At 75.7% G+C, this 25,957-nt stretch carries 24 protein-coding genes; 8 read left to right on the top strand and 16 right to left on the bottom strand.

Annotation, left to right across the window (positions count from 1 at the left end):
* The first annotated feature begins 185 nt into the window (after positions 1-185).
* From ACI8AR_RS05145 to ACI8AR_RS05135, 3 genes are all read left to right on the top strand, one after another.
* The gene (locus ACI8AR_RS05145; protein ID WP_457050017.1) at positions 186-884 is read left to right on the top strand and encodes a hypothetical protein; all 699 of its coding nucleotides are present in this window, start codon (positions 186-188) and stop codon (positions 882-884) included.
* An 87-nt stretch (positions 885-971) separates the two neighbouring features.
* Positions 972-1,688 carry a hypothetical protein gene (locus ACI8AR_RS05140; RefSeq protein WP_457050016.1) on the top strand — a complete coding sequence of 239 codons (717 nt, stop codon included), beginning with the start codon at positions 972-974 and terminating at the stop codon, positions 1,686-1,688.
* Complete coding sequence (locus ACI8AR_RS05135) at positions 1,685-2,515, top strand: MBL fold metallo-hydrolase (protein WP_457050015.1); 831 nt, start codon at positions 1,685-1,687, stop codon at positions 2,513-2,515. The genes ACI8AR_RS05140 and ACI8AR_RS05135 overlap by 4 nt, the downstream gene beginning before the upstream one ends.
* Here ACI8AR_RS05135 and ACI8AR_RS05130 read toward each other — a convergent pair.
* The 5 genes from ACI8AR_RS05130 to ACI8AR_RS05110 form a co-directional block, all read right to left on the bottom strand.
* Positions 2,469-2,888: a hypothetical protein gene (locus ACI8AR_RS05130; RefSeq protein WP_457050014.1), complete on the bottom strand. Its 420-nt coding sequence runs from the start codon at positions 2,886-2,888 to the stop codon at positions 2,469-2,471. The genes ACI8AR_RS05135 and ACI8AR_RS05130 overlap by 47 nt on opposite strands.
* A 19-nt stretch (positions 2,889-2,907) precedes the next feature.
* Entirely contained in the window at positions 2,908-3,363 is a 456-nt protein-coding gene (locus ACI8AR_RS05125; RefSeq protein WP_457050013.1) for an RDD family protein, read from the bottom strand.
* A gap of 106 nt (positions 3,364-3,469) precedes the next feature.
* Complete coding sequence (locus ACI8AR_RS05120) at positions 3,470-4,438, bottom strand: NADPH:quinone oxidoreductase family protein (RefSeq protein ID WP_457050012.1); 969 nt, start codon at positions 4,436-4,438, stop codon at positions 3,470-3,472.
* A 90-nt stretch (positions 4,439-4,528) separates the two neighbouring features.
* A complete protein-coding gene (locus tag ACI8AR_RS05115; RefSeq protein ID WP_457050011.1) occupies positions 4,529-5,032 on the bottom strand; it encodes a copper chaperone PCu(A)C in 504 nt (167 codons plus the stop codon).
* Positions 5,033-5,102: 70 nt separating this feature from the next.
* Positions 5,103-5,354 carry a hypothetical protein gene (locus ACI8AR_RS05110; protein ID WP_457050010.1) on the bottom strand — a complete coding sequence of 84 codons (252 nt, stop codon included), beginning with the start codon at positions 5,352-5,354 and terminating at the stop codon, positions 5,103-5,105.
* A gap of 270 nt (positions 5,355-5,624) precedes the next feature.
* On the opposite strand from ACI8AR_RS05110, the gene ACI8AR_RS05105 reads away from it, so the two are divergent.
* From ACI8AR_RS05105 to ACI8AR_RS05095, 3 genes are read left to right on the top strand one after another with little or no spacing between them, the layout of a single operon-like run.
* On the top strand, positions 5,625-6,896 hold the full coding sequence (locus tag ACI8AR_RS05105; RefSeq protein ID WP_457050009.1) for a hypothetical protein: 1,272 nt from the start codon (positions 5,625-5,627) through the stop codon (positions 6,894-6,896).
* A 19-nt stretch (positions 6,897-6,915) separates the two neighbouring features.
* Positions 6,916-8,442: a hypothetical protein gene (locus ACI8AR_RS05100; RefSeq protein WP_457050008.1), complete on the top strand. Its 1,527-nt coding sequence runs from the start codon at positions 6,916-6,918 to the stop codon at positions 8,440-8,442.
* A complete protein-coding gene (locus tag ACI8AR_RS05095; RefSeq protein WP_457050007.1) occupies positions 8,439-9,188 on the top strand; it encodes a hypothetical protein in 750 nt (249 codons plus the stop codon). Before ACI8AR_RS05100 ends, ACI8AR_RS05095 begins: the two co-directional genes overlap by 4 nt.
* 98 nt (positions 9,189-9,286) lie before the next feature.
* Here ACI8AR_RS05095 and ACI8AR_RS05090 read toward each other — a convergent pair whose 3' ends face one another.
* Positions 9,287-11,062 carry a PKD domain-containing protein gene (locus tag ACI8AR_RS05090; protein WP_457050006.1) on the bottom strand — a complete coding sequence of 592 codons (1,776 nt, stop codon included), beginning with the start codon at positions 11,060-11,062 and terminating at the stop codon, positions 9,287-9,289.
* A 369-nt stretch (positions 11,063-11,431) separates the two neighbouring features.
* Here ACI8AR_RS05090 and ACI8AR_RS05085 point away from each other — a divergent pair, with 369 nt between their 5' ends.
* Entirely contained in the window at positions 11,432-12,598 is a 1,167-nt protein-coding gene (locus tag ACI8AR_RS05085; RefSeq protein WP_457050005.1) for a glycosyltransferase, read from the top strand.
* Here the strand turns inward: ACI8AR_RS05085 and ACI8AR_RS05080 are convergent.
* From ACI8AR_RS05080 to ACI8AR_RS05040, 9 genes are all read right to left on the bottom strand, one after another.
* Positions 12,582-13,997, bottom strand: coding sequence for a flippase (locus ACI8AR_RS05080; protein ID WP_457050004.1), 1,416 nt, complete (start codon positions 13,995-13,997; stop codon positions 12,582-12,584). The genes ACI8AR_RS05085 and ACI8AR_RS05080 overlap by 17 nt on opposite strands.
* Before the next feature lie 103 nt (positions 13,998-14,100).
* Positions 14,101-15,333, bottom strand: coding sequence for an O-antigen ligase family protein (locus tag ACI8AR_RS05075; RefSeq protein ID WP_457050003.1), 1,233 nt, complete (start codon positions 15,331-15,333; stop codon positions 14,101-14,103).
* Between the two features lie 114 nt (positions 15,334-15,447).
* Entirely contained in the window at positions 15,448-16,707 is a 1,260-nt protein-coding gene (locus ACI8AR_RS05070; protein ID WP_457050002.1) for a hypothetical protein, read from the bottom strand.
* 76 nt (positions 16,708-16,783) lie between these two features.
* Positions 16,784-18,142 carry a sugar transferase gene (locus tag ACI8AR_RS05065; RefSeq protein WP_457050001.1) on the bottom strand — a complete coding sequence of 453 codons (1,359 nt, stop codon included), beginning with the start codon at positions 18,140-18,142 and terminating at the stop codon, positions 16,784-16,786.
* A 122-nt stretch (positions 18,143-18,264) separates the two neighbouring features.
* The gene (locus ACI8AR_RS05060) at positions 18,265-19,239 is read right to left on the bottom strand and encodes an NAD-dependent epimerase/dehydratase family protein (protein ID WP_457050000.1); all 975 of its coding nucleotides are present in this window, start codon (positions 19,237-19,239) and stop codon (positions 18,265-18,267) included.
* Positions 19,240-19,438: 199 nt separating this feature from the next.
* Complete coding sequence (locus ACI8AR_RS05055) at positions 19,439-20,086, bottom strand: response regulator transcription factor (protein WP_457049999.1); 648 nt, start codon at positions 20,084-20,086, stop codon at positions 19,439-19,441.
* A complete protein-coding gene (locus ACI8AR_RS05050) occupies positions 20,058-20,798 on the bottom strand; it encodes a response regulator (protein WP_457049998.1) in 741 nt (246 codons plus the stop codon). Before ACI8AR_RS05050 ends, ACI8AR_RS05055 begins: the two co-directional genes overlap by 29 nt.
* A 7-nt stretch (positions 20,799-20,805) precedes the next feature.
* Entirely contained in the window at positions 20,806-21,441 is a 636-nt protein-coding gene (locus ACI8AR_RS05045) for a sensor histidine kinase (protein ID WP_457049997.1), read from the bottom strand.
* Between the two features lie 326 nt (positions 21,442-21,767).
* A complete protein-coding gene (locus ACI8AR_RS05040) occupies positions 21,768-23,087 on the bottom strand; it encodes a UDP-glucose dehydrogenase family protein (RefSeq protein WP_457049996.1) in 1,320 nt (439 codons plus the stop codon).
* A gap of 202 nt (positions 23,088-23,289) precedes the next feature.
* Between ACI8AR_RS05040 and ACI8AR_RS05035 the strand changes: the two genes are divergently transcribed.
* Positions 23,290-24,183, top strand: a complete 894-nt coding sequence (locus tag ACI8AR_RS05035) for a sulfotransferase domain-containing protein (protein ID WP_457049995.1) — start codon at positions 23,290-23,292, stop codon at positions 24,181-24,183.
* Between the two features lie 50 nt (positions 24,184-24,233).
* On the opposite strand, the gene sat is transcribed toward ACI8AR_RS05035, so the two are convergent.
* Positions 24,234-25,925, bottom strand: a complete 1,692-nt coding sequence (gene sat, locus ACI8AR_RS05030; protein ID WP_457050185.1) for a sulfate adenylyltransferase — start codon at positions 25,923-25,925, stop codon at positions 24,234-24,236.
* Between the last annotated feature and the right edge of the window lie 32 nt (positions 25,926-25,957).

The raw sequence follows: 25,957 nt of genomic DNA, 5'->3' as shown, positions 1-25,957 counted from the left end.
CCGGTCGGGAGTCGCACGGACGAGGCCGGATGCGCCACCGTCCCGCCGCGGCGGCGGGCGCCGCCTCACCCCGGACGGACGAGGCGGGACCGGCGGCGGGCGGCGCCCCACCGTCCCGCCGGGATGACCCCGGGGGCGCGGCCCCGCGGGCACCCTGGACGCCCGCCGCAGATCGGGGGTCCCCGGTGAGCCGAGTCGACGAGCGGGGCCCGGCCGCCCCCGAGGAGGAGGCGGCGACGCCCGAGCCGGCACGCCCGGCCCCGCCGCGCCCGGGCCCGGGCCCGGTGCTCGAGTTCGTGGCCGTCGTCGTCCTGTCGATCACCACCCTGCTCACCGCCTGGTCGGCCTTCCAGGCCAGCCAGTGGGGCGGGGAGACGTCGATCGCGTTCAGCCGGGCCTCGGCCGACCGGATCGAGGCGGCCCGCGCGGCCGCCCTGGCCAACGCCCGGCTGACCAACCAGATCGGGCTGTGGACCCAGTGGGTCGTCGCGCAGGGCTCCGGGGAGCCGGAGCTGGCTGACTTCCTCGTCGCGCGGTTCCCCGAGCCGCTGGCGACCGCCCACGGGGACTGGCTGGCGGCCGGCGGGGCCGCCGCGGGCGCCCCGGGCTCCCCGTTCGAGATGCCCTCCTACGCCCTGCCGGAGCAGCAGGTCGCCGCCGACCTCGACGCGCAGGCGTCGGAGGCCTTCGACACCGCCCTCACCGACGACCAGCCCGGCGACGACTACACCGTCCTCACGGTGCTTTTCGCCGCGGTGCTGTTCTTCGCGGCCATGTCCGCGCGGGTGCGGGCCGCCCGCTCGCAGTGGGTGCTGCTCGGGACCGCCGTGGCGCTCGGCCTGGTCGGCGTCTGCCTGCTCGCGGCCTTCCCGAAGCTGCTGTGACGGCGGCGCGCGACCGCGCGACCTCCGCCGGGCCGCCCGGGACGTCCGCCCCTGACCCGGCGACCGGGAGGGGCCGACGGTGGGACCGTGACCGCCTCGAGGAGCGCCCGGCGCCGGCACGCCCTGCTCGCGGCAGGGGGAGCCGGGTACGCGGCCCTGCAGTGGCTGGGCCGGACCGCCGGCACCCACCGCGCCGAGCGCCACCGGCTGCTGCCCGGGGACGGCCTCTGTCGCGATCCGCAGATCGTGACCACGCACGCGACGACCGTCGACGCGCCTCCGGAGCGCGTGTGGCCCTGGCTGGTGCAGATGGGCTGGGGCCGCGGACAGTGGTACACCGCCCGCTGGGTGGACCGGCTGCTGTTCCCGCGCAACGGCCCCTCCGCCGACCGGCTCGTCCCGGAGTGGCAGCACCTCGCCGTCGGCGACCGGGTCCTCGACGGCCCGCCGGAGGCGCACTGCGCCTTCACCGTCGCCGAGCTCGCACCGCCCCGTCACCTGGTGCTGCACTCCCGTGAGCACCTGCCGCCGGGGTGGGCGGAGCGGTTCGGTGCCGGGATCGACTGGTCCTGGGCGTTCGTGCTGGACCCGCTCGAGGGCGGGCGCACCCGGTTCCTGTTCCGGACCCGCGCGCGGCTGCGGCCGTGGTGGGTCGCCGCGGCGTACCGGCTCGCCGTCGTACCCGCCGACCTGGTCATGTCGCGGCAGATGCTGCGCGGGGTGCGGTCCCGCGCGGAGCGGACCACGCCGGCCGACCTCGTGGCGGCCGGCGTGGCGGCCGGCGCGGCGGCGGGGCGGGGATGAGGAGCGCGCCGGTCGCGCGGGAGGTCGCCCCGGGCGTCCACCTGCTGCGCGTGGGACGGGGTGCCCTCGCCCCGAACGTCTACCTGGTCCGCTCCGGACCCGCCTGGGTGCTCGTCGACGCCGGGTGGCCCGGCAGCGCGCGGGCCGTCCGGACCGCCGCGGGGTCGCTGTTCGGGCCGGGCACGCGGCCGGCGGCGATCCTGCTCACCCACGTCCACCCCGACCACTCCGGCTCCGCCGGCGTGCTGGCGCGGTCCTGGCGGGTGCCGGTGTACGCGCACCCGGCCGACCTGCCGCTGGCGCGGGGCGCGTACGTGCCCGGGTTCGACATGCCCCTCGACCACTGGGTCGTCGTCCCGCTGCTGCGCCTGCTGCCGCGGGCGGTGCGGGAGCGGATCACCGCGGCCGGTGACATCAGCGACGTCACGCGGCCCCTCGACCCCGCGGCCGGGGTGCCCGGCCTGCCCGGCTGGCGGGTGGTCCCCGCGCCCGGGCACACCCCCGGGTCCGTGGCCTACCTGCGCCCCGCCGACGGCGTCCTCGTCACCGGCGACGCCGTCGTCACCGTCGACCTGGGCTCACCCGCCGGGCTCCTGCTCGGCCGGCGCCGGCCGGCCGGCCCGCCGTGGTACACGACCTGGGACCGCCCGGCGGCGCGGCGCTCGATCGCCGCGCTGGCCGCGCTGGGCCCCCGCGTCGTCGCCCCCGGGCACGGCGAGCCGCTGACCGGGGACGCGGCCGGGGTCCTGGCCGCGCTGGCCGGGGAGGACGCGGAGCCGGTCAGCCGGCGGCCCGGCGCGGCCCGGGCGCGTACGCCTCGGCCGTGAGGAGGACGCCGGCCCCGAACGCGACCGCCGTCCCGGCGCGGGCGCCGGGACCCGCCCCCGACCGGTCGGGACGGGGCGCGAACATCCGGAGCAGGCCACCGAGCAGGGCCGTCCAGCCGGTCAGCGTGAGCACGACCGGCCAGCCGGCCACCCACCGGTCGTGGGCGCGCACGAGGGACAGCCCGGCGACGAACACCAGCGAGCCGTCGAGGTAGCTGACCGAGCGGTACTGCTCCCGCACCAGGTCGAGGTTCACCGCCTCCGACGCGGAGATCGCGAGCAGCGCCGGACCCACCAGCCCGGCCAGGCGCCGGGACCGCTCGTCGGCCTCGGCGTCGGCCGGAAGGCGCCCGGCCCGGGCCCGGGCGGACACCGCGTCCTCCCCGCCCGGGTCAGGTCCGGACGACGAGGGTGTGCGCGGCCATGTCCCCGAGCCGCTGCCGGCGGGGGTTGGAGAGGACGACGACGAAGGCCACCAGGTAGCCGAGGAGGCCGTCGACCACCCGCAGCACGGTGCGGATCGCCGCGGCGGCGTAGCCCGGCGGCGTGGCGCCGGTCCGCTCGTCGATCACCCGGATCCCGGTCGCCATCTTGCCCAGCGTCTGCCCGAGCCCGCCCTCCATGAGGACGAAGTAGGCGAGGGCCGCCACGGCGTAGAGCACGCTGGCCCACGGCGGGGCGTCGGACACCCACTCCCACGGGCCGACCTGCTCGATGGAGTCGGTGCCCGCGGCCAGCAGGGTGAAGGCGGCGCCGACGATCACGCTGTCGATGAGCGTGGCGACGACGCGCCGGCCGGTGACGTGGACGTCGGTGGTCGCGGCGTACGGGGGGTGGAGCGCCGTCATGGCTGCCTCCTGCGGGGTGCGGGACGGACCGCCCCAGCCTCGCGGGGCGGCCCGGCCCGGCCCCACGCCCGGACGGCCCGGGCGCCCGGGGCCCTTCGGCCCCGGATCAGTCCCGCACGCGCAGCAGGACCTTGCCGGTGGCGCGGCGCTCGTCGAGCTCGGCGACCGCGGCCGCGGCGTCGGCGAGGTCGTGCACCGTGCCGAGCACCGGCTGCAGGCGGCCCTGCTCGAGCAGCGGCAGCAGGTCGGCCCACTGCTCGCGCACGAAGCCGGGGTCGCCCGCCCAGAACGCGCCCCAGCCGACGCCGACCACCGAGACGTTGTTGAGCAGCAGCCGGTTGACCTTGACGGTGGGGATTTCGCCGCCGGTGAAGCCGAGCACCAGCAGCCGGCCCTCGCGGCCGAGGCTGCGCAGCGAGTCGGTGAACCGGTCCCCGCCGACCGGGTCGGCGACGACGTCGACGCCGCGGCCGCCGGTCAGCTCCTTCACCCGCTCGCGGAACCCGTCGGCGAGCACGACCTCGTCGGCGCCGGCGGCGCGGGCCACCTCGCCCTTGGCCTCGCTGGACACCACCGCGAGCACCCGCGCGCCGTAGGCCTTGGCGAGCTGGACGCCCGCCGTCCCCAGCCCGCCGGCGGCGCCGTGCACGAGCACCGTCTCGCCCTCGCGCAGCTGCCCGCGCCGGCGCAGCGCGAAGTGCATGGTCAGGTAGTTCATCGGCAGCGCGGCGCCCTGCTCGAAGGAGACCGCGTCGGGCAGCGGGAAGACGAAGCCCGGGTCGGCCACGGCCACCTCGGCGAAGCCGCCGAACCCGGGGAAGGCGGCCACCCGCCGGCCGGCGGTGAGCCCGCTGCCCTCCGGGGCGCTGCGCACCACGCCGGCCACCTCGCTGCCGGGCACGAACGGCACCGGCGGCTTGAGCTGGTACTCGCCGCGGCTGAGCAGCACCTCGGGGAAGGTCACGCCGGCGACGTGCACGTCGATCACGACCTTGCCGTCGGCGTCGGGCTCGGGGACGTCGGCCACGGAGATGGCCGAGGGGCCGTCGAGGCGGGTGATCTGCGCGGCGCGCACGGGTCCTCCTGGGGGGCTCGGGAGACGGTGCGGCGAGTGTGTCAGAGCAGGCCCGCGGCCCCGCCGGCCGCGGCGGGTGCCCCGGAGTCGCTACGTGCCCGCCGTCCCGACGGGCACGTCGAGCTGCACCTCCCCGGCCTCCTGGAAGGCGAACGTGACCTGCACCGTGTCCGAGGTGGTGATGTCGGCGGTCACGTCGTCGAGCTGCATCCGCGCCTGGCCCTCCGTCGCGTCGACCGAGCCGTCGGCGGGCAGGTCGATGCCGTCGGGGCTGCTGTCGCCCTGCTCGTCGAGGAGCGCGACCGACCGGGCGGCGGGGGTGCTCACCGAGACCAGCCAGTCGTCGGTGTCCCCGTCGTTGGTCAGCGCGCCGCGCAGGGCGACCGAGTCGCCCGCCGCGACCGTCGCGTCGGCGTCGAGGTACACGTCGCTCAGCGCGACCTGCCCGACCGAGCCGTCGACGCCCGGGGTGTCCGGCGTCTCCCGGGCGGTCTCCGCGTCCTGCCCCGTGCCGCACGCGGCCACGAGGAGGACGAGGACCGCCGCGCCGGTCGCCGTCCCGAGGGGTGTGCGTGCTCCGGTCCGCTGCTCCACGGTCTCCTCCTGACGTCGGGGCGGAGCGGTCGCCGTGCTCCCCGCTGCCGGTCGCGCGCCGGGTCCGGGCTCAGGCGCCGGGGGTGGCCTGCAGGTCCTCCCGCCGCCGGACGCGCACCGCGCGGAACGGCCGCCCGTGCGCCGGCTCCTCGACCCAGTCGACGGTGACCACCTGCCCGGCGCGCAGCACGGCGCCGGCCGGGTCGACGGCGGCGGCGTCGGCCCAGCAGTCGCCGGCCAGGCCGGGCACCTCGACGACGGCGCCGCGCGCCTGCTCGTCCCAGCGGACCACGGTGCCGGTGGACGTCCCGCTCCGCGTCATGTGTCGAGGCTGCCGCGCTCCGGTCCTCGCGGCAACGAGGCACCCCCCGGGCGACGGTGGCCGGGTCCCGTCGCCCCCCCGTTCCGGCGTCTCCCCGGCCGGCCGCGGGTCCGCCGTCCGCACGACCGCGCCTGCGCCTCCCGGGGGACACCGACGACCGCGTCCGGCGCGTTTCCCGGCGGCCGTCGGCCATGTCCTTCTCGGCGGCCACGCCGAGGACCTAGGGTCCCGGCACGCCGACAGCGTGCGCGCACGACGGAGGACGCCGTCATGAACCGACGCCAGTTCCTGACCCTCGCAGGGGCCGCGGTGGCCGCTCCGGTCGCGGTCTGGGTGGGCGTCGACGCGCTGACCGACGACACCGGCACGCCTCCGGGGACGGGATCCCCGGGGACCGGGTCGCCGCCGGCCGACCCCGGCTTCCCCGCCGCCGACTACTCGCTGGGCGCCCCCACCGAGGACCTGCTGGCGCGTACCGGCACCTCGCTCGTCGCGCCCGCGGGGGTGTTCACCACGCCGTTCGAGGAGCCACGCCCGCGGGAGGACACGACGTGGGACATGCGCGGAGCGCGCTTCGTCGGCTGGTTCGACGCCGACGCGCTGTACGAGATGGGCGAGTACGCCGGCGGCTCCACCGAGCAGCAGAAGAACAACCGGCCCATCCGCATCGGCCACCGGCGGCCGGTGAGCGGGGCCGCGGTCATCGGAGGGGTCGTCGAGGGCGCCCAGCCCGAGACCCTCACCTGGGAGCGGATGAAGTACGGCCAGCAGGTCCAGGACGACACCGACCGGTGGGTGGAGGCGGGGCGGCCGGAGGACGTCGACCCGCTGCGCAGCCAGGTCGGCAACCGCAACCAGGACGGTGACCCGCGGGTGTACGTCCGGTCCGGCGGCTGGGCGGTGTGGGACGGCGTCCGGGTCCGCAACACCCACGACGGCATCGGGGTCTACGGCGACGCCGCGGCCGGCCCCGGTGCCTGCTACATCCGCAACTGCTGGCTGCGCGACGTCCACGACGACGCGATCGAGAACGACGACTGGCACTCGCTCGACGTCCTCGACACCCTCGTGGAGGGGACGTACACGTTCCTGTCCTGCCAGAACCACGCGCTCGACGACACGGAGCCGACCTCGACCGTCACCGTGCAGGACAGCGTCGTCCGGCTGCGTCCCTTCCCCGGCGGCTACAAGACCCACTCGACCGACGCGGTCCACGGGCAGATCTACAAGAGCCAGGACAACGCCCCCCCGCTCGTCCTGCGGAACGTCGTCATCGCGTCGGAGCGGTTCCGGGACCCGGACGGCGACGGCCCGCGGCTGCCCGAGCGCCGCGGCCGCCTGGTCGACCGCTACCAGGACGTCACCCTGGTCTGGCTCGGCCCCGGCCCCTATCCCGGCAACGTGCCCGACGGGTGCCGCCTCACGACCGATCGGGCCGTCTACGAGCGCGCCGTCGAGGACTGGAAGGCGCGCCACGGCGTCGGTCCGGCCGGCGAGGTGCAGATGGACCGCGTGCTCTGGCCCGAGCCCGCCTCCCGCTAGTCCACATCCAGGAGGATCAGTGCCGGTTCCCCCGCAGGCGTCCCCGACGCTTCCCGACGACGTGTCCGCGGCCGCCGCCCACCCGCCGCCTCTGGCGCTGGTGGAGCAGCTGTGTGCCCGACTCCGGGAGGCGGGCGTGGCCTACTGCCACTGGAAGAGCACCGACGTGCTCCACCTGTCCGCCTCCGGGGTGAACGACCTCGACCTGCTCGTGGACCGGCGGCACCTGCCGACGTTCCTCGGCGTCCTCGCGGATTGCGGCTTCCGGCAGGCCGTGCCCGTCCGGCGGGGCCGCCGGGTGCCGGGCGTCCTGCACCTCTACGGCCTGGACGCCGCCACGGGCCGGGTCGTCCACGTCGACGCCCAGGCCCAGCTGGTGCTCGGGGACGACACCACCAAGAACGTCCGGCTGCCGATCGAGGAGGCCTACCTCGCCTCCTGCCGCCCCGGAGCGCTGTTCCCCGTGCCGGCACCCGAGCTCGAGCTCGCCGTGCTCGGCGTACGCCTGGCCCTCAAGCACGGCACGTGGGACGCCGCCGCCTTCGGCCTGGCCGCGCTCGGCGACGGCGAACGGCGCGAGCTGGCGTACCTCACCGCTCGGGCCGACCCCGCCGAGCTGCGCCGGGTCGTCGAGGCGCGACTGCCGTGGATCGGCTGGGCGTCCTGGTCGCAGTACCACCGGGCGCTGCTCGACGACGCACCACTGACCACCCGGCTGGCGGCGGGACGGCGGGTCGTCGCGGGGGTCACCGACCTCATGCGGCACCGGCCGGCGGTGGACACCGCCCTGCGCTGCGGGCGGCGGGTGCAGTGGGGGTTCCGCCACGTCGTCCTGGGGCAGCACAGCACCAAGCGGCCGGTCGGTGGTGGCGGCGTCGTCGCCGTCGTGGGCGGGGACGGAGCCGGCAAGTCCACCGTCGTGGCCGGCCTGGCGGAGTGGCTGCAGGGCCCCTTCGACACCCGGGTGGTGCACCTGGGCAAGCCCCCGCGCTCCGTCGCCAACGTCGTGGTCAAGGGCGGCGTCACCGTGGCCCGCCGGGCGGGACTGGTCCGCGGGTGGCTGCCCAACCACCCCACCCCCGCGGAGCGCCGCGACGCGCACCCCGGAGCCGCGTGGCTGCTGTGGCAGCTGGTCACGGCCACCGACCGTCGCCGGCTGCACCGTCGGGTCCGCCGCCTCGCCGGCCGCGGCGTGCTCGTCGTGTGCGACCGCTATCCGCTCGAGCAGGTGACGCTGATGGACGGCGCCCGCACCCGGTGGGTGCCCCTCGGGGACGCCTCCCCGCTGGTCCGCCGGCTGGTCGCCGCCGAGCAGCGGGCGTACGCAGCGATCGCCCCGCCCGACGTCCTCCTCGTGCTGCGCGTCGATCCCGACACCGCCGTGCTGCGCAAGCACGGGGTCGACCCGGCGGAGTTCGTCCGGCCGCGGTCGGAGGAGGTCTTCACCGCGGAGTGGGCGGACACCGGCGCGGTGGTGCTCGACGCGGCGCGACCGGCTGCCGACGTGCTCGCGGAGGCGCGAGCCGTGGTGTGGGCGCGGCTGTGACGGTCCCCGCCGGCGACATCGGCCGGCGGGGACCGTACGTGGAGCTGGCCGGGATCCCCGGCTCCGGGAAGAGCCGCCGGGCGCGGCTGCTGGCCGCGCGGCTCGCCGACTGCGGGATCGTGGTGACCCAGCCCCAGGCGCGCTTCGCGCCGTCCGTGCCGACCGCCCGCCGGCTGGTCGGCAAGTCCCTCGCCTCGGCGAGGGCCGTGGTCCGGGCCCCCGCAGCGACCGCCCGACTGGTCGGCGGGGTCCTCCGCTCCCACCAGCCCGCACCGGCCGACCTCGCCGGCCGGGTCGTCCAGGTGCTCGTCGGTCAGGGCGTGGCCGCCAGGGCCGCCGGCCCGGGCGGGGTCAGCCTGGTCGACGAGGGCCTGGTCCAGGCCCTGTGGTCGATCGGCCTGCGCGGCGACGTCGCACCGGTGCTCGCCGCCCTCGACGCGACCCCCCGGCGCCCCACGGCGGACCTGCTCGTCGTCGTCCGGGTGCCCCCGGAGATCGCGCTGGACCGGCTGGCCCACCGATCGTCCCGGCACAGCCGGGTCCAGCTGCTCGACGAGCGGGATCGGCTGGCCGAGCTGGTGCGCGGCGCCCGGCTGCTCGACCGCCTGGTGGACTGGTGGCCCGGGCGGGTGCCCGGCTGCCACGAGGTCCTGACCCTGGACGGCACCGCCGACGACGGGGCCGACCACGAGGCGCTGGTCAGCCGTATCCGTGCCCGCGTCGCCGGGACCCACGGCTCCGGCTGAGCGGGACGGGCGGGCGGCGCGGCCGGGGGCGCCGGCCCGGCGCCCCCGGCGACCTCACCCCGCGTCGTGCTCCCGGCGGAGCGGCGGTGCCCGATGCCTCACAGGGTCCACTCGACGTGCAGGACGGGCGCCTTGGCCGCGCCACGCTCGGAGGCCGAGGCGTTCCGGGTGCCGCTCCCGGTGACCACGAGGACGACGGCGTTGCCGCTGGCCCAGCCCGGCCGACCGACGATCTCCTGGAGCACCGGGACCAGGCTCGGGGTCCGCTGCTCGGCGCCCCGGGCACCGGCGGTGGGCCACGACGGCGGCACCCAGGAGACCTGCGCCGCCGTGCGGGGCCGGGAGGAGACGTTCTTGGACACCGCGGCGAACGTCGGTGCGTTGTCGGCGGCCTGCCCGGCCACCACCAGGCTCGCGGGTGCCGTCGTCGCCTCGTCGACCGAGAACTGGACATGGGCCGCCGTGAGCGTGGCCCCCGGCGGCACGGACAGACCGGCGAACCGGAGCCCGACGGTCTGCGTCGTGGTGCCGTCGACCACCAGTTCCAGGTCGGTACCCGTGAGCGAGACGGTCGACGACCGTTCCTCGGCGTCGTCGGTGCCGGCTGCCACCGGCACGTCCACCACTCCGGATCCCGCCGGGTCCACCACGAGCGTGACGTCGTCGGACGCCTGGAGCTCGCCGTCGCTCGCCGTGAGGCGGAGGACGTAGGTACCCGGCGCGGAGAAGGTGGCGGTGGTCGCCGCCGCGCTCGCGTTCGCGAAGGTGACCGTTCCCGGGCCGGAGACCGCGGACCACGTCACCGACACCGCCGCCGGCGGGCTGGGCAGCCCGTCGTCGTCGGCCGTCCCGGCCAGTGACGCCGGGGTGGCGACGCCGGTCCTCTGATCCGGCCCCGCGGAGACCCGCGGCGCGGCGTTCGTGGGCGCGCCGACCGGCGGCAGGTCCACGGCCATCTCGTAGAAGCGCCCGTCGTTCTCCTGCGGGTTGCTGTCGTTGTCGACCCCGCGGTCCACGATGTACCAGTTGAGCGCGCCGGAGCCGTTGCTCGCGGGCGCGAGCGTGATGCCGGCCGCCTTGCGTGGCTGGGCCGCCCGGATGTCCACGATGTTGAGCAGCTGTCCCTGGCGGTTGAGCTCGTAGACACGCTTGCTGGGACCGTCGAGGGCCAGGATCGTGTTGCGGCCGGCGTGGAAGGCCACCCCCTCCGGGTCGAGGGCGCCGTGACGGCCGACGTCGATCGCCGTCACCGTGTCGTCCCCGCCGTCGGCGGGCTGGCCGTCGAACACCCCGTTCGCGCCGGGACCGAAGTCGTAGATCTTCTTGGTCCCGCCGTCGACGACCAGCAGGTGGTTGTCCGACGTCAGTTCCATGTCGATGGCCACGTCCTCCGGGTCCCCGCTGCCCAGCGAGCGCACGGAGAACGACGTGACGCCGTCGTCGGGGGTGCCGTGCCGGCCGTCGGCCCCCGCCCGGACCTCGAAGATCCGGTCCGCGTCGTCGTCGGAGACGAACAGCCGGCCGTCCGAGGCCCGGTAGCCCACCCCGGTCGGCTCGCGTGACCAGGGCAGCGTGGTGCCACCGGGGTCGTCGGCCGACTGCGCGCCGTCCAGCGTGGAGCGGAACAGGTTGGTCCCCGCGTACAGCGGCGTCTCGTCGACCTCGCAGTCGCTGATGATCAGCCGGCCGCTCGCCGGGTCGTAGGTGATCCCCGCCGGATCCGGACTCGGCCGCGCCCAGCCGTGGGTGGGCCGGGTCGCGACGAGGGTGGCCGAGACCGTGGCCGCCTGGGCCTCCCCGGCGGGCACGGCGACGACCCCGCCCCCCACCAGCAGTGCCGTGGCGACGAGGCCCAGACGGCGCGGCAGCGACATGGCGGTCTCCCTCCGGAGCGCGAACGCCGACAGGGAATACGCGATCCGAGGCGGTGTCAATGGGATCCCGGGCAGATCGATGAGAATTGACGCATTGTGTGCGAAGACGTTCACGGTGTTTCCGCGAATGGTTCGCCGAAGAAATCCGCGGCGGTGGCCGCCCGCCATTCACACGAGGTCGTCCCGTGCACGTGAGGTAGACGTCCGAGACCATTCGGACCGTCACGCAGAACGGTCGGACCACACGCGCCGCGGTGCCGCACACTCCCCTGGTCCCGGCGGCCCGACCGATGCCGACCGGGCCCGGGTCGGGAGGAACGTGTGGACGGGACGGGGCGACAGCGGACGGCACCGGCGGCCGTGCTGCACGTGTGCACGCGCTACCAGCGGGGCGGGTCCGAGCGCCGGCTGCGCGACAGCATCCGGGCCCTGCCGGAGGTGCGGCACCACGTGCTGCTCGGTGCGGACTCCGACGTGGAGCTCGCCCGTGAGCAGACCGGTGCCGACCGGGTGTGGGTGCTGCCCACGCTGGTCCGCCAGGTCGACCCGGTCCGGGACGTCGCCGCCCTGGTCTCGCTGTGGCGGCTGCTCCGCGGTTCCGACTACCCGGTCGTCGTCTCCCACCAGTCCAAGGCGGGGGTGCTGGCCCGGCTGGCTGCCGTTGCCACCGGGGGGCCGGCCACCGTCCACTCGCTGTCCATGGCCAGCTTCGGTCCCGGCTACGGCCGGGTGGAGAACGCGCTCTTCCCGCGGCTGGAGCGGGCACTCGGTCGCCGGACCGCCGCCTACTGCGTGGTCGGGCACGACCTCGCCCGGCGCTACCGGGGCATCGGGGTGCCGCCGGACCGGCTGCAGGTGGTCCGCTCCGGTGTCCCCCTGCCCTCCCGGCTGCGGCCCCGGGAGGAGGCACGGAACCTCCTGGACGCCCGTCACGGCACGCCCCGCGGCCGACGGCTGATCTGCTACGTCGGCAGCCTCGAGCCGCGGAAGAACCCGCTCCTGCTGGCCGACCTCCTCCGGGGCCTGCACGACCGCGCCGCCTCCGAGGGCCCTTGCCTGCTGGTCGTCGGGGACGGCCCGGAGCGGGGCCGGCTCGGCGCCCGGCTCGAGGACCTGGGGATGGCGCGGCACGCGGTCCTCACCGGGCACCTGGCCGACCCCGAGGACGTGTTCGACGCCCTCCGGGGCGCCGACCTCGTCGTGCTGCTCAGCGCGACCGAGGGGCTTCCCCAGGTGCTCGTGCAGGCGGCCGCTGCAGGCACGCCGTTCGTCGCCCACGACGTGGAGGGCGTCCGCGAGGTCCTCGCGCTGGGCGCTCGCGGGTCCGCCGTCCCCCCGGGCCGGCTCGGCGACGTGGTGGCAGCCGCGGAGCGTTGGCTGGTGGCCGCCCCCGCAGGGGACCGCGAGCCGGTGACGGACCTGTCCAGCTGGTCGGAGCGGTCGATCGCCGCCTCCTACCGGTCGGTGTTCGAGCCGCTGCTCGGCACGGCCCCGCCGGCCCGCCGGCCCGCCGGCGCGGTCAGCGCGACGGCGTGACCAGCCCGGCCAGCGCTCGGGCCGGTCGCCGGTCGCGCGCCCGGAGCACCGCGAGGACGAGGACGGACGCGGCGTAGACCGCGGCGCCGGCGGCCACGGACACCAGCAGCGGACGTCCCGCCGTCCCCACGAGCACCGCGGCCATCGGCGCACTGGCCAGCAGCGGCCAGGCGTTCGAGCGCAGGATCTGCGAGGGGCCGGTGGCCCGGCGGAGCAGGACGGCATAGGCGCCCAGCAACAGCACCTCGCAGACCACCGAGGTGACCGCAGCGCCGAGGTAGGACCACCGCGGGATGGCCCAGCAGTTCATCCCGACGTTGAGCACGGCGACCACGGTGACGGCGACCGTGCGCCCGTTCTGCCGGTCCACCGCCGCGAGCGAGAGGCTCAGCGTGTGGCCCAGCATCCGCAGCGGGATGACGAGGACGAGCAGCTGGTAGGTGAGGACGACCGCCGCGAACCCGGGGCCGTAGAGGAAGTCGATGGTGCGCGGCGCCAGGACCAGCGACCCCACGGTCACCGGCACGCCGACGAGTGCGACCAGTCGCAGCGAGAGGTCCCGCAGCCGGCGGAACTCGTCGGGACGGGCCGGCCAGGCGCGCCCCATGCGGGGGAACAGCGCCCGGTTGATGCTGCGCGGGACCACGGTGAAGTACAGGACGAGGTTGGTGGCCGCCTGGTAGAGGCCCACCGCCGCCGGGCCCTTCCAGACCCCGAGGAGCACCGCGTCGATGCGCGCATAGGTCAGCATCCACGTGTCGCTGACGGCGAAGGGCGTACACCGCCGGGCGGTCGACCAGAGGGTCCGCCGACCGGCTCGCGGGAGGGGCAGCCCGGCGAGGTGGCGGCCGACGATCAGCCACGCGCAGCCGGCACCCAGCGCGCGTGATCCGGCGAACACCGCGAGCACCGCGACCGGGCCCCCGCCCTGCCACAGGGCGACCGCGGTGCCGAGGAGGTACACGGCCTCCTGGACAGCGGTGACCCCGGTCTCGAGCCCCAGCCGCTCCCACGCCCAGAAGGCGGCGAACAGCACCCGCGCGATCCCGTCGAAGGTCATCCCGACCGACGCGACGGCCAGGGCCAGCGCCGTCTCGCGGGACGCCCCGACCGCCAGCGCCGCGGCCGGGATCAGCGCGGTGAACGCCACTCCGAGGACGACCGCCAGCAGCAGCCCGGTCTCCACCCAGCGCCGTCCGTCCTCCGGCCGCCGGGCGACCTCCCGGGCCAGGAGCGTGGGGACGCCGTAGTAGAAGGGCAGCAGGCCGCTCAGGACCAGCGCGAACTGCACGACGCCCAGGGCGACGGGTCCGCCCGACCTGGCCAGGAGCACGACGACCCCGACCGACGCGACGGCGCGGGCGGCGAAGGTGAGCAGCTGCGCCGTCGAGTTGGCCACCACCCTCCGGCCCTGCCGGGGACGGTCCGCACCGGCCCCCGCCTCCACCCGGGCGGTCACGGCACCGGCGCCCGCACGACGGCGACCGGGCCCGGCGCGGCGGTCACCGGGCCGACCCCGCGTGCCGTCCCGCCGCGTCCTCCACCGGCCGGGCGAGCAGGTACGTGGCGGCCAGGAGCCCCATCAGCGCCCAGAACCAGCGGTAGTGCAGCACCTCGTGGGTCACCGCGGTGAGGGCGAACGCCGCGCACGCCCCGGCCAGTGCCGCGGGGACGGGGACGGCGGCGGCCAGCTGTGGCGGCAGCCGGCGCCGGGTGATCCTGACGAGCCGCGTACCGACGGCGCCGATGAGCGCCACGAGGGCGAGCACTCCCAGCGGGCCGCGCTCGACCAGCGTCGCGAGGTAGTCGTTGTGGGCCTCCTTGTCCAGGCGGGAGAACCCGGTGCCGAGCTCGTGCTTGGTCGCCGCCGGGCCGACCCCGAGCACGTTGCCGCTCTCGAACAGCTCGTACTGCTGGATGAAGAGGACCTCCCGCTTGTCCGCGCTCTCCGGGCTGCGCCCGACGGTGTACCGCAGCAGCGGGTCGTCGCTCTGCTCGGCCGCGGCGACCAGCGGGGGGACGACGGTGGTCCAGCCGACCCCGAGGACGAGGACCAGCGAGGTGAGTGCCGCGATCGCCGGCATCAGCCCCCTGCGCACCCGCACGTGCAGGAACGCCGCCACCAGGCTCCCGCCGACGAGGGACAGCAGCGCCGCGTTGGACCCGGTGAAGAACATCGCGGTGAGCAGCAGGAGGCACGCGCCGACCCGCATCCAGCGGCGGCGCGGGAACCCGGACGCCACGACGACGAAGATGGCGATCATGAAGTAGTTGCCGGCCATGTTGGGGTGGTCGAAGAACAGCTGGGCCCGACGCCCCCACTGGCTCGCCCCGGACAGGGCGGGGACACCGCCCACGACCCCGGCCACCATCACCCCCGCCCAGGCCGTCGCGCTGACCGCCCAGGCCCGGAGGATCACGGCCAGCGCCCGCGGGGTCCGGCAGATCGTGGCCAGCGCCGCGCACCACAGGAACAGGAAGATCTCCTGCCCCGCGGCGATCCCGCCGCGGAAGGGGACGTCCGACAGCATGGCCGCGACGAGGCCGGCGACCACGTAGGCGGTCATGGGCACGAAGTAGGGGAAGTGGAGCCGGGCCCGGCGCCGGACCGCCCAGAGGATCGCGGTGACGACCCCGATCGCGACGAACAGGTCGATCGGTGCGCCGTTGCCCGGTCCCTTGGGGCTCACCAGCGGGGTGAGCGCGATGCACAGTGCGACCACCGCGAGCGGCACCCGCCCTGGCTCGTGCGGTCCCCTCTGCCAGGGCTGGGCCTCCGCCAGCCCCCAGCGGGCCGGGGCAGGCGGAGGGGCGGTCAGGTTCCCCTGTTCTCGCGCCATCGTCTCGCGTCAGGGCGTCGGGGCCGTGGACCGGTCGGTGTCGGTCTCGGCCGCCGCCTGGCGGCGGGTGACGGATCGGCCGCCGGCTCTCCCCGACCGGCCGCTGTAGGTCAGGACGCCGACGATGGGCTGGCGGGTCAGCTCCGCGTGCCGCTCCAGGCGCTCGAACACCGCCGTCCCCTTCACCAGGTCCGGGACCACCGCGACGATGCCCGTGCCGGGGCGCGAGGGGTGCGACGCGTCCTGCGGGGTTCTGGCGTCGAGGTAGAACGGGACGACGCGCAGCCCGCCGGCGTCGTCGAGCTCGTGGGCCAGCCCCGAGACGTCGATGTCGCGGCGGACCGGCACCATCTGGACCGACCGCACGCCGGCGGCGTCGGCGGCGAGGGTCAGGTAGTTGACCAGCCAGGGGTTCTGCAGCTCGGTGTCGTGCCGAGGCGGACTCGGCAGCCGGTCGAGCAGGGGGGCGCCGAGGTGGTGGGCGATGCCGGGACCGGTGAGCGTCGGCCGCCACGACTCCAGCGTCGCGGCCAGGGCGACGCCGAGGACCAGGCCCAGCAGCGCGCCGATCACCAGCCGGGTGGGCAGGGCCGTGGGGACGGGCAGGCCGCGGGTCGCCGAGGCGTCGATGATGCGCGGCGCCTCGGTGGCCGACAGGATGCTGGCCAGTTCCTGGCGCTGGTTCTCCAGCCGGGTCCGCTGCTCGACCGCCTCGGAGTGTCGCAGGGCGAGGGCCTCGACGCTCGCCAACCTCGCCACGGTCCTGTCCGCCTGGTCCTCGATCCGGACGATCTCCTGCGACAGCGCGGCGATCTGCTCGTCGACCCGGGTGATCGCCTGCCGGGTGTCGCCGAGGATGGCCTCGTCCCGGCTGCGCACGACCTCGGCGGCGAGGGCGTTGGTGATGACCGCGGACGCCGTGGCGTCGGCGTCGGTCGCGGTCAGCTGCAGCACGCCGGAGGTCCCCACCGGGGCGACCTGGACCGCCTCGACGACGGCGACCGGGTCGCGGACGATGCCGACCTGCGCGAGGGAGCGCTCCACCGCCTCGGGGCTGGTGGCCAGCGCCAGGGCCGTGTCGGCCAGGGCGCTCGCTTCCTGGGCGTCCCGGGCGTCCCAGGAGCCGATGGTGAAACGGGCGCTGGCCTCGTATCTCGGTTCCTGCATGCGGTCGAGCGCCACCGGCACGGAGATCCCGACGAGCACGAGCAGCAGGATCACCGCCCAGTGCCGCCGGAGGATGCGCTGGGCAACCAGGTTCAAGTCCACGTTCGTCGTCCTGTTCCTCCGTGCCGGGCCGCGTCCGCGACCCGGGTGCGGGACGCCGTCCGCCGGCGACCGGTGTTCACCGGCCACCCGCCGACAGCACCTGGCCGACGGTGCGGATCATGATCTTGACGTCGCCCCAGATCGACCAGTTCTCGATGTAGAAGTTGTCGAAGCGCGCCCGGTCGGCGATCGACGTGTTGCCGCGCAGCCCGTGGATCTGCGCCCATCCGGTCAGCCCCACGGGCACGCGGTGCCGGGCCATGTACCAGGGGAACTGGCGGGTGAACTCGCCGACGAAGAACGGGCGCTCCGGCCGGGGTCCCACCAGGCTCATGTCCCCCCGCAGGACGTTCCACAGCTGCGGGATCTCGTCCAGGGAGGTACGCCGCAGGAGCTTGCCGACCGGACCGAGCCGCTCGTCGTCGGCGATGTTCCAGCGGGTGCCGGACTCCGTCTCCCCGGCCGGTCGCATCGAGCAGAACTTCAGCAGGGTGAACGGACGGCCGTCGAGCCCGATGCGGATCTGCCGGAACAACACCGTTCCGGTCTCCCAGCGCACGAGCAGCGCGCACAGCACGAGGACGGGCAGGAGGACCACGAGGGCGACGGCGGCGAGGACCACGTCGGTGAGCCGCTTGACCGCCCAGGTCACGCTGCGGAACGGGGCCCGCCGCAGGCGCACCAGCGGCACGCCCCAGAGGACCTCGGTGTCCTTGGTCACGGCGTGCAGCTCGTACAGCCGCGGGACGAAGTAGATCTCGCACGCCAGGTGGTCGCAGGCCCGGAGCATGTCCACCATCAGGGGCTCGCGGACCCGGCCGTAGGACACGATCACGACGTCGACGGACTCCTCGACCAGCACCCGGCTGAGGTCGGCGTACCGGCCGAGCACCGGCACGGGCCGCTCCTCCAGACACAGCAGCGGCTCGTCGTCGAGCAGACCCACGGGGCGCAGCCCGTACTCGGGGTGGTCGAGCAGGTTCTGCGCCAGGGTCCCCGCCACCGCGCCGGCTCCGAGGAGCAGGACCCGCTGCTGCAGCCGGCGACGGCGGCGCGCGAAGCGGATCCCGGCGTAGGCGACCGCACGCCCACCCGTGCACAGGCCGGCGAAGAGGGCCGCCGTCCCCAGCCGGGCTGTGCCCGCCACGCCGTCACCGAGCCCGCCGAGGACCATCGCGCCGGCCCCCGCGGCCAGGGACCGCCCGACCAGCGCGGGCATGTCGTCGAGGACCGACAGCGACAGGCCCGGCCGGTAGAGGTCCGCGGTCGCGAAGAGGAGGACGACCAGCGCCAGGACGGTCAGCGTCTTGAGACCCGTCGTCCCCGTCACGGCCATCGCCACCCCGAAGGCGGCGACGTCGACCGCGAGGAGCACGACCATGGGCAGCCGTGCTCCGGCCCGGCGCCGGCGCGGCCCGCCCGCAGGCTGCGGCACCGACTCCTCCGCGGGCGGCCGCGGTCGCGGCAGGGCCGTCGCCTCCGCCGCGGCCGGGCCCTTCGAGGTCCCCGAGGCCCGCGGCCGCGGGAGGTGCGACCGCGTCCGGAGCCGGGCCGTGCTCACTGCCGGCCACCGGTCGGTGCCAGCAGTCCCGCGGAGGCCGGGGCCGTCGAGCGCTCGGCCGCGACCATGGCCGCGAGCCCCTCGCGCAGCCCCGTCGACGGCACGTAGCCGAACCCCTCGAACGCCACCCGCGTGTCGGCCGCGGTGTCCCGGACGTCGCCCCGCTGGGTCGGCAGCTCGCGGACGACGGGAGGACCGGCCAGCTCCGTGACGAGGTCGAGGACCTCCGCCATCGACGTCCGGCTCCCGCCCCCGACGTTGGCCACGCCGGTGAACTCCGACCGGGCGGCATCGGCCATCGCCCGGACGACGTCGCCGACGAAGGTGAAGTCACGGGTCTGGGTGCCCGCGCCGTAGAGCTCGAAGACGCCCCCGTGCACGGCGGCCGCGACCAGCCGGGAGAAGGCCATGTCCGGTCGCTGCCGCGGCCCGTAGACGGTGAACAGCCGCAGGGACACCGTCGGCACCCCGAAGCCGCCGCGGTAGAGCTCGCACAGGTGTTCGGCGGCCAGCTTCGTCACCCCGTAGGGCGAGACCGGCTGCGGCCGCACCGTCTCGGCGGTCGGGTAGCACTCCGCGTCGCCGTACACGCTGGAGCTCGAGGCGTAGACGAGCTTGGCCAGGCGGACCTGCCGGGCCGCCTCGAGGACCGCCTGCGTGGCCAGCACGTTGCGGGTGACGTAGGTGGCGAACTCCGCGCCCCACGACGGCCGCACACCGGGCTGCCCCGCCAGGTGGTAGACGACCTCGGCGCCGTCGAACAGCCGCTCCAGCGGAGCCTCGAGCAGATCGACCCGGTGCAGCCGGAACCGCTCGTGCTCCAGGGCCCCGAGCAGGTGGGCCTCCTTGAGACGCGGGTCGTAGTACTCGGTGAGGCAGTCGATGCCGGTCACCTCGTCCCCCTGCGCCAGCAGGAGCTCGCACAGATGGGAGCCGACGAACCCCGCTGCTCCCGTGACGACGCACCTCATGGCCGCTCCCCTCTCGCCGACGGCCGCGACGCTAGGGGCGACGACCACCGGTCCGGATCCGTCACGGAGACGAGAGGGACTACGCAGCGCACCGGAGGCGGCATCACCCCCGTCCGGGCCGGTGCGCACGCGGGCACGCCGGCCGGACCCCGGGTCCCGGGGTCCGGCCGGCGGCCGGTCGGAGCAGGTGGGCGCGGGGTCAGCCGACCCCGGCGCGGCGGGCCAGGGTGACGGCCGCCAGCGAGGTGTGGACGCCCAGCTTGGTGAGGATGCTCTGGGTGTGCGTGCGGACGGTGTTGGTGGAGATGGACAGCTGCCGGGCGATCTCGTCGCGGGTGGCGCCGCTGGACATCGCCCGCAGCACCTGCTGCTCGCGGGACGTGAGCGCCGCGAGGGGCTCCTCGGCACGGCGCTTCTCCTCCTGCTCGTGCAGCAGGTGCTCCAGCAGCCGGGTCAGCGATCCGGGCGGGATCCAGGTCTCGCCCCGGCAGACGGCGTGCAGCACGTCCAGCAGTACGCAGATGCCGACGTCCTTGGGGACCCAGGCGCGGAAGCCGGCCCGCACGGCACGCGCCATCGTCAGGGTGTCGTCCACACCGGCGACCCCGACGAGTCTCAGCTCGGGACGGGCCGCGGTCAGGCGTGGGCCGGCGTCGAGGAGACCGCTGCCCTGGTCGACGGCGAGGACGGCGAGGTCCACCGGCTCCGCACGGACGGCGCGGAGGACCTCGTCGGGTCGCGTCACCGCCGCGACGACCCGGATGAACGACTCCTGCTCCAGCCTCATCGCCAGCGCCTCGACGAAGGACCGTTGTTCGTCAGCGAGGACCACGCGGATGTCGTGCACGCGCCGATGCTCCGGCAGCCGGAGCAGACGGTCGACATGCAGATGACGCATGGTCTCGTACGTCCCTTGCAGTAGACGGGGACGACAGTTCGGCGTCGAGCCCCGCCGAGACGGCGAGGGCCACGGCCTGGAGCCGGGTGTGCACCCCGAGCTTGAGGAGCACGTTCTGCACGTGGGTGCGCGCGGTGCTGGGTTCGACCCCGAGCGACCGGGCCATCTCGACGGTGTCCTCCGCCCGGATCAGCGCCTGGAGGACCTCCGACTCCCGGTCGGTGAGACGGTCGACGAGCCGCCGGACCCGCTCGTGGGCGTCCGTGGCGCCTCGCCGGCGGGCCATGGGCGGCGCCGGCACGGCTCGCCCGGCGGCCACCCGGTCGAGCGCGTCGATGATCGCCGCGACGGGTTGGTCCTTGCGGAGGAACGCCGCGGCGCCGGCCGCCGCGGCCGCGGCGAGGTCGCTGGTGTCGACCGATCCCGACAGGATGACGACGGGGCACGCCGGTCGCCGGGCGCGGAGCTCGGTCAGCGTGTCGATGCCGTCGCCGACCGGGAACCGGAGGTCGAGCACCACCAGGTCCGGCCGGTGCTCGGCGACCGCCTCGAGGGCGCGCGGCGGGCTGGTGGCGACCACCACGTCGTGGCCGTTGCGGGCGAGGGCGACGGCGAGCGGCTCGACGAACAGCCTGTGGTCGTCGCAGAGGACCAGACGCATCGCGACGTCACGAGGCCCGGCTGGTCAGCCGGTCGAGGTCGGCCCGTGCCGGCTGCTCGTGGACCGGGACGACCTTCGGCAGGGACAGCGTCACCCGCGCTCCCCCCAGGGCGTGCGACCGGCCGATCTTGAGCCGTCCCCCGTGCAGGCGCAGCGCCCGGCGGGTGGCGGACAGCCCGATGCCGGTGCCGGAGGGCCCCAGCCCGAAGCCCGGCCCGTCGTCCTCGACGACGACCCGGATCGCGTCCTCACGGGGCACGGTGGTGACCACCACCGTGCCCGCCGGTCCCGCAGCCCGCACGGCGTTGTCCAGCACGTTCACCAGGCAACGCCGGACGGTGGCCCGGCAGCCGGCCGTCCACAGCGGCCCCGGAGGACCGGACCGGTCCAGGGTCCCCGCCCAGGTGACCGCGTAGGCGTCCAGGACGGACGCCAGGACCTCCTCCAGTTCCAGCGGCACCCGCTGGCGCGGGTCGTCGTCGGCCTGCTCGACCAGCACGCTGAACGCCGCTGCCGACACCTCCTGCACCTGGTCGACGATCCGGTCGAGGTACTCGTGTGTCTGGTCCGGCGTGCCCGGGAGCCCCCGGGCCGCCTCCGCCAGTGCCAGCACCACCGCGACCGGCTGACGGATCTCGTGCATCAGGACCCTGAGCCGGTCCTCGACCTCCCGTTCGACCCGGTCCCCCAGGTCGCCGGACCCCCGCGCGCACGTCGCACCCACTCGTGGCCCCCTGTTAGACGCACATGTCCCCGGCGTGCGCCCCGCCCACCGTCGCCGGCCCCCGTGCCACGGCCTCGGATGCGACAGAACGTGGCAGGACCGTAGAACACCCCTGGTACACGGAACAGGGGTCCGTGGACCCGGCCGTCAACATTTCGTTCTCCTGGCGTTCACCCACACGACCCGCGCACGGACGACCACCCAGGGTGCTGTGATCGGGGCCCGGCTCCCGGCCGGGGAGCGGTTCAGCCGGCGCGGCGGCCCAGGGCGCGGTAGGTCCAGCCGGCGGCGGTCCACGCCTCGCGGTCCAGGGCGTTGCGCCCGTCGAGCACCCGCCTGCGGGCCACGACCCGGCCGAACGCGACCGGGTCCAGCTCGCGGTACTGCCGCCACTCGGTGAGCACCAGCACCGCGTCGGCGCCGGCGGCGGCCTCCTCCGGGGTGCTCGTGTAGTCCAGCTGCGGCCACTCCCGGCGGCTGTTGTCGATCGCCGCCGGGTCGGTCACGCACACCACCGCGCCCTGCAGCTGCAGCTGCGCGGCGACGTTGAGCGCCGGGGAGTCGCGGATGTCGTCGGAATCGGGCTTGAACGCCGCACCCAGCACCGCCACCCTCTTGCCCAGCAGCGACCCGTCGAGCACCTCGCGGGCCAGCTCCACCATCCGGATCCGCCGGCGCATGTTGATGTTGTCCACCTCGCGCAGGAACGTCAGCGCCTGATCCGCGCCCAGCTCGCCGGCGCGGGCCATGAACGCCCGGATGTCCTTGGGCAGGCAGCCGCCGCCGAAGCCCAGGCCGGCGTTGAGGAACTTCCGCCCGATCCGGTCGTCGTAGCCGATCGCGTCGGCCAGCAGCTTCACGTCGGCGCCGGTGGCCTCGCACAGCTCGGCCATCGCGTTGATGAAGGAGATCTTGGTGGCCAGGAAGCTGTTGGCCGCGGTCTTCACCATCTCCGCGGTGGCGTGGTCGGTGGTCACCTTCGGCGTGCCGCGGGCCACGATCGGCGCGTAGACCTCGTCGAGCAGCCGCTCGGCGGTCGCGCCGTCACCGTCGGCGGGCAGGCCGTAGACCAGCCGGTCCGGATGCAGGGTGTCGGCGACGGCGAAGCCCTCGCGGAGGAACTCCGGATTCCAGGCCAGCAGCACCCCGGGCACCTTCTCGGCGAACATCGCCGCCAGCTCCGCCGCGGTGCCCACCGGCACGGTCGACTTGCCCACCACCAGGTCCCCGGGCTGCACCACCGCCAGCAGCGACTCCGCGGCGGCCTGCACGAACCGCAGGTCCGCGGCGTACTCGCCGTGGCGCTGCGGAGTGCCCACGCAGACGAAGTGGACCCGGGCGCCGGCCGCGTCGGCGACGTCGGCGCTGAAGCTCAGCCGTCCCGACCCCAGCGCCTGCCCCAGCAGCTGCTCGAAGTCCGGCTCGAAGAACGGCGCCCGTCCCGCGCACAGCGCCGCGATCTTCCGCTCGTCGACGTCGATCCCGACCACCTCGTGGCCCAGCTCCACCATCGCCGCCGCGTGCACCGCACCCAGGTAGCCGCAGCCCACCACCGAGATCCTCATGCCGTCACTCCCCTGCAGGTCGACCGGTGATCGAGGACGAGAGCCGTGCCGGGTGACACCGGGGTGGAACGGCACGCCGGGCGGGGCGCCCGGTGCCGGGTCGGCGGGTGACCGCGGGAGCGGGGGCGGGTGCCTTCCACCTGCCCGGCCACTCCGGCATCATCTGCCGCACCCTGCAGACCCGGGCCGAGGGGCGGTAGCGGTGACCGACGAGGACGGGAGCAGCGCCGGGGACGGCCGCCGGCTCCCCACGTTCCTGCTCATCGGTGCGATGAAGGCCGGGACGACCAGCCTCTACCACTACCTCGGCGCCCACCCCCAGGTCGCCGTCCCGCAGTACAAGGCTCCGGAGTTCTTCGTCGAGGAGTCCAACTGGCACCGCGGCGTCGACTGGTACCGCAGGCAGTTCCCGCGCACCGGCCCGGAGGTGCTGGCCGTCGGTGAGGCGTCCAACTCCTACGCGAAGTACCCCCGCTACCGCGGCGTGCCCGCGAGGATCGCCGCGCACCTGCCCGACGTGCGGCTGCTCTACGTCGTCCGGGATCCGGTCGCCCGCATCCGCTCGCACTACGAGACACGTGCGGCCGAGGGCAGCGAGCGCGCTCCGCTCGCCGAGGCGGTGTTCGCCGATCCGATCTACCTGGACTACAGCCGGTACGCGATGCAGATCGAGCAGTACCTCGAGCACTTCCCGCGCGAGCAACTGCTCGTCATCACGTCCGAGGCGCTCCGCCGGTCCCGGGGGACGACGATGCGCCGGGTCTACGAGTTCATCGGCGTCGACCCCGACCACGTCCCCGCCGAGCTGGACCGGGACTTCTACCGCACCCGCGACCGCGCCACCCGCTCCCCCGTCCCGCTGCCGCTGCGGAAGTTCCTCAAGCGCCGTTTCCCGGCGACACGGCGGTTCAAGGAGCTCGAGACCAACACCATCGGCGCCCTGCGCCGGATCACCGGCCGGGCCGCCGATCCGCCCCGGCCGGCCGCGGTCGTCCCCGACGACGTGCGGGCCCGGATCGTCGCCGAGCTGGCCGACGACGTCCGCCGGCTCCGGCAGCACCTCGGCGCGGACTTCGACGGGTGGGGCATCGCCTGAGCTGCCCGGCTGCCCGGAGGCGGCCCGGGGGCCGGCGGGGTACCGGGAGGTCACCCCGACCCCACCAGCGCGGCGCGGCCGGTCGGGACCGGGCGCGCCGCCGGGGCCGCGACCGGTTCCGGGGCCGGGTCCGCGTCCGTCAGCGGGGTCAGGTGCCCCAGCGCGACCAGCCGACGGCACACGAGCTCGGCGACCACGTCGGCCGGCGCCTCCGGCGGCACGGACAGCGAGGCCCGGTCGTCGCCCGGGGACGTCGCACCGTCGCCGACCCCGCGGGCGGCTCCCTCGGCGCGGACGTCCAGCAGGAACGGGCCGGCGGACGCCGCGACGTCGACGGCGTGGTCGGCCAACCACCGGGCCGGCCCGCCGGAGGCCACCACCGCGCCGCCGTTGCGCATGACCTCTCCGACGAGCCGCACCACGAGCCGGGACGCCGCTCCGGCTGCCTCACCGACCGCGCCGTCGAGGACGGTGACCGTGCGGCCGGCCTCGCGCAGTCGGGCGGCCACGGCAGCGGCCACCCGGTCCGGGTGGCCGCTGCCGGGGCCGACCAGGACACCGAGCCCACGAGCCGCCCTGGGCGGGAAGGCCCGACGCAGCTCCGCGGCGACCTCCGGCGGCGTGAACCAGCCGGGGAGCTCCTCACCCGCTGCCAGGCGCCGCCGCTGCTCCGTGCCGGAGATCCGCAGGCAGTGCTGTCCCGGGCGGACCTCGTCCTCGGGCACGTACTGCTGCAACTCCCGGACGTAGACCATCTGCCGGAACGGGACCACGCCGATGCCGAGTTCCCGCTCGTGCCGGCGCACCAGGTCCTGGGCGGCGTAGGGGTCGTAGAAGGGCCGGCCCCGTGCATCCGGCCCGGGGCCGGCGTGGTCCCGCCCGACGATGAAGTGGGTCGCGCCGTGGTTCTTCCGCACGATCGCGTGCCAGAGGGCCTCGCGGGGCCCGGCCATCCGCATGGCCAGGGGCAGGACGGACAGCAGGGCGCTCCCCGGCGGATAGGTGGGCAGCAGGGCGCGGTAACAGCGGACCCGCACGTACGGATCGACGTCCCCCGGCTTGGTGACCCCGACGACGGGGTGCAGGAGCAGGTCGGCGTCGAGGTCCCGCGCCGCCCGCAGGGTGAGCTCCTGGTGTGCCCGGTGCATCGGGTTGCGGGTCTGGAACGCCACGACCCGCTCCCACCCGCGGTCGGCGATCTCGCGGCGGACCTCGGCCGGCGTGTGGCGCAGCGCGCGGAACGCCGAGTGGGCCGGCAGCGCGAGCACCTCCAGCGAGCCGCTCACGCACCACGGGTGGGCCTCGTACAGCAGGGCACGGACGCCCGGGTGCGACGGGTCGGTGCTGCCGAGGACGGCCGAGGACTCGGCGACGCGATCCGGCTGCCACGCCGTCTCCAGCCACAGGACGGCGAGGTCGACGCCCCGGGCCTGCAGCGTCAACCCGCCGGCCGCGGTGGCCACCTCGACGACGTGCTCGGGCACGTCAAGGGTGACCGGGACCGGCCACAGCTCGCCGGAGGCCAGCCGCATGGTGTCGCACACCGACGCGTGGTCGGCCGGCCCCATGAAGGTGCGCAGCGGCGAGAACCCGCCGGTGGCCAGCAGCTCCAGGTCACAGCGCTGCCGGCGGCTGAGCTCCCACGCGGGCAGGGCCCGTGCGGCGGCGGCGACCTCCGCGGCCCGGTCCCCCCTGACGCGCAGATCCACCAGTACGCCACCGTGCGGAGGCGGCCCGGGCACGTCCACCGGTGTCACCGCCGTCCCGGCCGGCC

The sequence above is a fragment of the Geodermatophilus sp. SYSU D01036 genome (assembly GCF_054050435.1).
The sequence above is the reverse complement of the archived record's forward strand: the minus strand, read 5'-3'. Positions and strand labels throughout refer to the sequence as shown.

Coding starts and splice junctions, on each gene's coding strand:
- ACI8AR_RS05135 (WP_457050015.1), top strand. CDS start 1,685: ATGAGGAGCGCGCCGGTCGCGCGGGAGGTCGCCCCGGGCGTCCACCTG.
- ACI8AR_RS05125 (WP_457050013.1), bottom strand. CDS start 3,363: ATGACGGCGCTCCACCCCCCGTACGCCGCGACCACCGACGTCCACGTC.
- ACI8AR_RS05110 (WP_457050010.1), bottom strand. CDS start 5,354: ATGACGCGGAGCGGGACGTCCACCGGCACCGTGGTCCGCTGGGACGAG.
- ACI8AR_RS05105 (WP_457050009.1), top strand. CDS start 5,625: ATGAACCGACGCCAGTTCCTGACCCTCGCAGGGGCCGCGGTGGCCGCT.
- ACI8AR_RS05090 (WP_457050006.1), bottom strand. CDS start 11,062: ATGTCGCTGCCGCGCCGTCTGGGCCTCGTCGCCACGGCACTGCTGGTG.
- ACI8AR_RS05060 (WP_457050000.1), bottom strand. CDS start 19,239: ATGAGGTGCGTCGTCACGGGAGCAGCGGGGTTCGTCGGCTCCCATCTG.
- ACI8AR_RS05050 (WP_457049998.1), bottom strand. CDS start 20,798: ATGCGTCTGGTCCTCTGCGACGACCACAGGCTGTTCGTCGAGCCGCTC.
- ACI8AR_RS05045 (WP_457049997.1), bottom strand. CDS start 21,441: ATGCACGAGATCCGTCAGCCGGTCGCGGTGGTGCTGGCACTGGCGGAG.
- ACI8AR_RS05040 (WP_457049996.1), bottom strand. CDS start 23,087: ATGAGGATCTCGGTGGTGGGCTGCGGCTACCTGGGTGCGGTGCACGCG.